This is a genomic window from Rothia sp. HMSC073B08, from assembly GCF_001812975.1.
In the GTDB taxonomy this organism is placed as follows: domain Bacteria; phylum Actinomycetota; class Actinomycetes; order Actinomycetales; family Micrococcaceae; genus Rothia; species Rothia mucilaginosa.
On sequence record NZ_KV811065.1, the window covers coordinates 1 to 3970 of the forward strand.

The window sequence follows — 3970 nt, forward strand, 5'->3', positions numbered from 1 at the left end:
GTCACCCACACTCAACTCGGAAGAGCCGGTTTGATAGTGTTACCTTCGAGAAAGGTACAAGTTTTGCAAACTCTATTTTCGGAAGTCGTTCTAACTTTAATAGCAGCATTATCAAAGTTTCTTCAAATTTCAGTTCCACGAAGTTCACAGAATTCGCAGAATTTAGGGCAATTTATTTTGCCGGTTCTGCAGATTTCAGTTCTGCTATTATCAGAGATTCCATAGACTTCAGTAGCTCAATATTTGCAGAATCTGCAAAATTTGCTGGCATGATTTTCATAGGATCAGTAAGCTTCAATTCGACGGTATTTGTCGATGAAATTCCTCAGTTTACAACTAATTCAGATAACATAAATGAAGCTGTTGCACACTTTTCTCATGCAAACAATCCAGAAAGTTATGCTTTCAACGTGTTACCTCAGAGCAATAATCAAATCGAGACTGAACAAATCATTGCACCCGATGGTCGAGTATTTACTGTTCCTAAGGGATGCTTGCTTTTTGACCCTGAATCCCAACTCGTATCAACTCTCGAAGAAGAAGAGTAAATAATATCTATTAGTCCTAGGCCCCGCCGGCCCTCGTCGGCGGGGCCTTTTCGCCGCCCGGGCCCGGTTAGCGACAGCCCCGGCGGCGAGCGCATCCGCCCATCACATCGCCGCCCCAAGCACCCACCGCGCCCAACCACCCGCTACCCCACCGATACACTAGAACCATGTACCGAATCATGACTGTCTGCACCGGCAACATCTGCCGCTCCCCTGTCGGCGAATACCTCATCCGCCAGCACGCCCAAGAAGCCGGCGTGCCCGTCACCGTCACCTCCAGTGGCATCAGCAACGAAGAAGAAGGCAACCGCATCGACCCGCGCGCCGCCGCGCAGCTCGCCACCCGCGGTATCGACCCGTCCACGCACCGCGCCAGCGTCTTCACCGTCGAGGACTTCGACCGCAACGACCTCATCCTCGCCATGGACGCACCCCACTACCTGCGCCTCAAAGCCCTCGCCCGCAACGACGAGGACAAAGCCAAGATCCGTATGATGCGCAGCTTTGACCCGAAGGTCACCACCACCCACCTGGACCAGCTCGGCATCTACGACCCCTGGTACGGTAGCGAACGCGACTTCGTGTACACCACCGGCCTCATTGACGCCGCCGCACGCGGCCTCATCAACCACCTCAAACAGGAAGGCGACGCGCAGTGAGCCAGCGTATCCCCCTAAACCAGAACCGCCGCGTCACCGGCACCACCGAAATCCTGGAGCTCTGCAAAGACATGCTGCGCCTGGAGCACGGCATCGGCAACGACTTCGATATGGACACCGCCGAATTCACCGAATTCCGTGAGCAGTTCCTTGCCGACTTCGCGCAGATTCCGCTGATTATCGGCATTGACGGCCGCAGCGGCACCGGCAAAACCAGCCTCGCCGCGCAGCTTGAGCAGGAGCTCACCGCCGCCGGGCACAGCGTGCACGTGCTGCACCTGGACGACTTCTACCCCGGCTGGGACGGCCTCTTCGACGGCGTGGAGGCGTGGGACGCGCTATCCGTGCAGCTGACCGAAGGTATTGCCGGAACCTACACCCCGTGGGATTGGGAGGCGGGCACCCCCGGTGAGGTGCGCACCGTCGACCCGGCGGCTACGCAGGTCATTATCTGTGAGGGTGTCGGCGCGATTGCGGGCGCCTGCGAGGTGCGTATCCTCGCCACCGCCCCGGACGAGGTGCGTTACGAACGTGCCATGGCTCGTGACGGTGACACGTTCCGCCCGCACTGGGAACGCTGGGCGGCACAGGAGGAGGCGCTGCTCGCCGAAATCCCGGAGGACTACGCGACCGTGGACTTCATCTACGACAGCGCGGCGCAGTAACAGCCGACTATAAAACAGTAGGGCCCAATGCTTTGTGTATCTCGAAGCATTGGGCCCTACGGCTATTTAGAGGCAGTTTTGTTCAGGCGCTGTTTTATTCAGGCATGGGAGCCGGGCTAGCGGATTCCATGCGGTCTTTATCCCAGTAGGTTGAGGTATTGCTCGGCGCGTGCGTGGAGGTAGTACCGTCTTTTTCGTTACCCGGGTTGTTGTTAGAAAGCACAGCAAGGATTACAAGCAAGATACAAGCTATGAGCAGCAGGATGCATAGCAAATATTTGTAATAGTGGTTGCGCATCTGAGGTTGTCCCTCCGGTCATATCGCGTGGTATGACCAACGTAAGTTATGCGGTCGCCCGGAGCAATGCTTCTCAAGAATATTTCTCAAATATTTCTTCAGTACTGGGAGCTGAGCGGCAGGCTAAAACAAACCGCGAAAGGGGCGGTGTTATCCGTATGCGACATCAGGGTGTCCGAAGCGAAGCGAGGGCGGGTGCCCCTGTAGGAGCGTGGATAACACCGTCCCTTCTGCGCACCCTCTGCGAGCCCGTCTCCCTCCCAACCCAGCTCAAAAAAATATTAAAGATTTAACTTACGAAGCCGCGCCCGATTCTGCTAGGGTGAACAAGTTGTGCTTCTAGCCTGCGCAAATTCATCCCCGGATTCGGTACCGCCGCATCCACGTCTTGTAGAGCCGCAGGCGCCGTTGCACGCGCATCACACAGAAAGAAAAACTAAGACATATGTCTTCGAAGTCGACTAAGATCTCTTTCGGGCTATCGCCCATTTTTATCGTAGTTCTGGCGCTGTTGACCGCTATCGCACCGCTCGCCACGGACATGTACCTGGCGGCGCTGCCCGCAGTCGCTGAGAATCTGAACACCACCAGCACGAACGCATCGCTGACGTTGAGCGGGTTCATGGTGGGTATGGCGCTCGGCCAGCTGGTCGTGGGCCCTCTGTCGGATAAGACGGGCCGCCGCAAGCCGCTGCTGATCGGTGCGGTCATCTGTTTCATTGCGACGGTGGCGTGTGGTTTCGCGCCGAATATTGAGCTGCTGATTTTTGCGCGTTTCATGATGGGCTTCACCGGTTCGATTGGTGCCGTGCTGGCGCGTTCCATCGTGGCTGATACGACTGAGGGTCTGGCGACCGCTAAGCTCATGGGCGTCATGATGATGATTAACGGCTTCGCGCCGGTGCTTGCGCCGCTGTTTGGTGGCTGGGTGCTGTCGTGGGGTAGCTGGCGCGATATTTTCCATGTGCTTGGCGTGATTACCGCGATCATGATGCTCGGCGTGATCTTCGTGATTAAGGAGACCCTGCCGGTGGAGGAACGCTACCAGGGCACTGCCCTGAGCGTGTACTCGGAGCTACCGAAGGTCTTCAAGATTCGCCGCTACCTGGGTTTCATGCTGACGATGTGCTTCGCGTTTGGTGCGCTGTTCTCGTATATTTCCGGCTCGACGTTTGTGTTGCAGAAGATTCTGGGCATGTCCGAGACTGAGTTCACTATTGTGTTCGGTGTGAATTCGATTGGCATTGTGCTGTTCAGTGCGATTGCAACGAAGCTGGTGGGTCATGTGGCGCAGCGCCGCATTGTGAATGTCGGCGTGGTTAGCCTGCTGGTGGTGTCTTCACTGCTGGTGGTTAGCTTCCTTGTCGGTATTTCGCTGGTGCCGACGCTGGTTCTGCTGTTCCTGCTGACCAGCTCGTGCGGCCTGATTTTCGGTAATGTTTCGGCCTTGGCATTGAACGAGGCGCGCCACATGGCGGGTAGTGCTTCGGCGGTGATGGGTACGATTCAGGCTCTGCTGGGCGCGTTGGCGGCGCCGCTGGTGTCGTTTGCCGGTGAGCATGAGTACCTGCCGATGGGCTTCTCCATTCTGGGTTTCGCGGTCCTGACGGCGCTGGCCCTGTGGCTGACCCCGCGTAAGGATTCGGACTACTCGGCGGACGGCAAGAGCCACGGTGCTGGTGAAGGTCACGGCGCCCCGGCGGGCCACTAGCCTGTTGTTGATTTTTGTGTAGCTAAAGCCCCGGATGGGCGACCCGCTAAGGGTTGCGCGTCCGGGTGACGGGTGCCCCTGCGTAGGCG

Annotated in this window: 3 protein-coding genes and 1 pseudogene; all 4 read left to right on the forward strand. The window is 57.2% G+C overall.

The annotated features are described in order from the left end of the window. Window positions 1-548 (forward strand): annotated as a pseudogene (locus HMPREF2884_RS09235) (gp58-like family protein); the annotation flags it as partial. Between the two features lie 179 nt (window positions 549-727). Beyond that, window positions 728-1207 carry a low molecular weight protein-tyrosine-phosphatase gene (locus tag HMPREF2884_RS04760; RefSeq protein WP_246827927.1) on the forward strand — a complete coding sequence of 160 codons (480 nt, stop codon included), beginning with the start codon at window positions 728-730 and terminating at the stop codon, window positions 1205-1207. Then, window positions 1204-1872 (forward strand): nucleoside/nucleotide kinase family protein, encoded by a 669-nt coding sequence (locus tag HMPREF2884_RS04765; protein ID WP_070616045.1) that lies wholly within the window; start codon window positions 1204-1206, stop codon window positions 1870-1872. Before HMPREF2884_RS04760 ends, HMPREF2884_RS04765 begins: the two co-directional genes overlap by 4 nt. A gap of 743 nt (window positions 1873-2615) precedes the next feature. Continuing rightward, window positions 2616-3881 (forward strand): multidrug effflux MFS transporter, encoded by a 1266-nt coding sequence (locus HMPREF2884_RS04770; RefSeq protein ID WP_070616047.1) that lies wholly within the window; start codon window positions 2616-2618, stop codon window positions 3879-3881. Window positions 3882-3970: the final 89 nt, after the last annotated feature.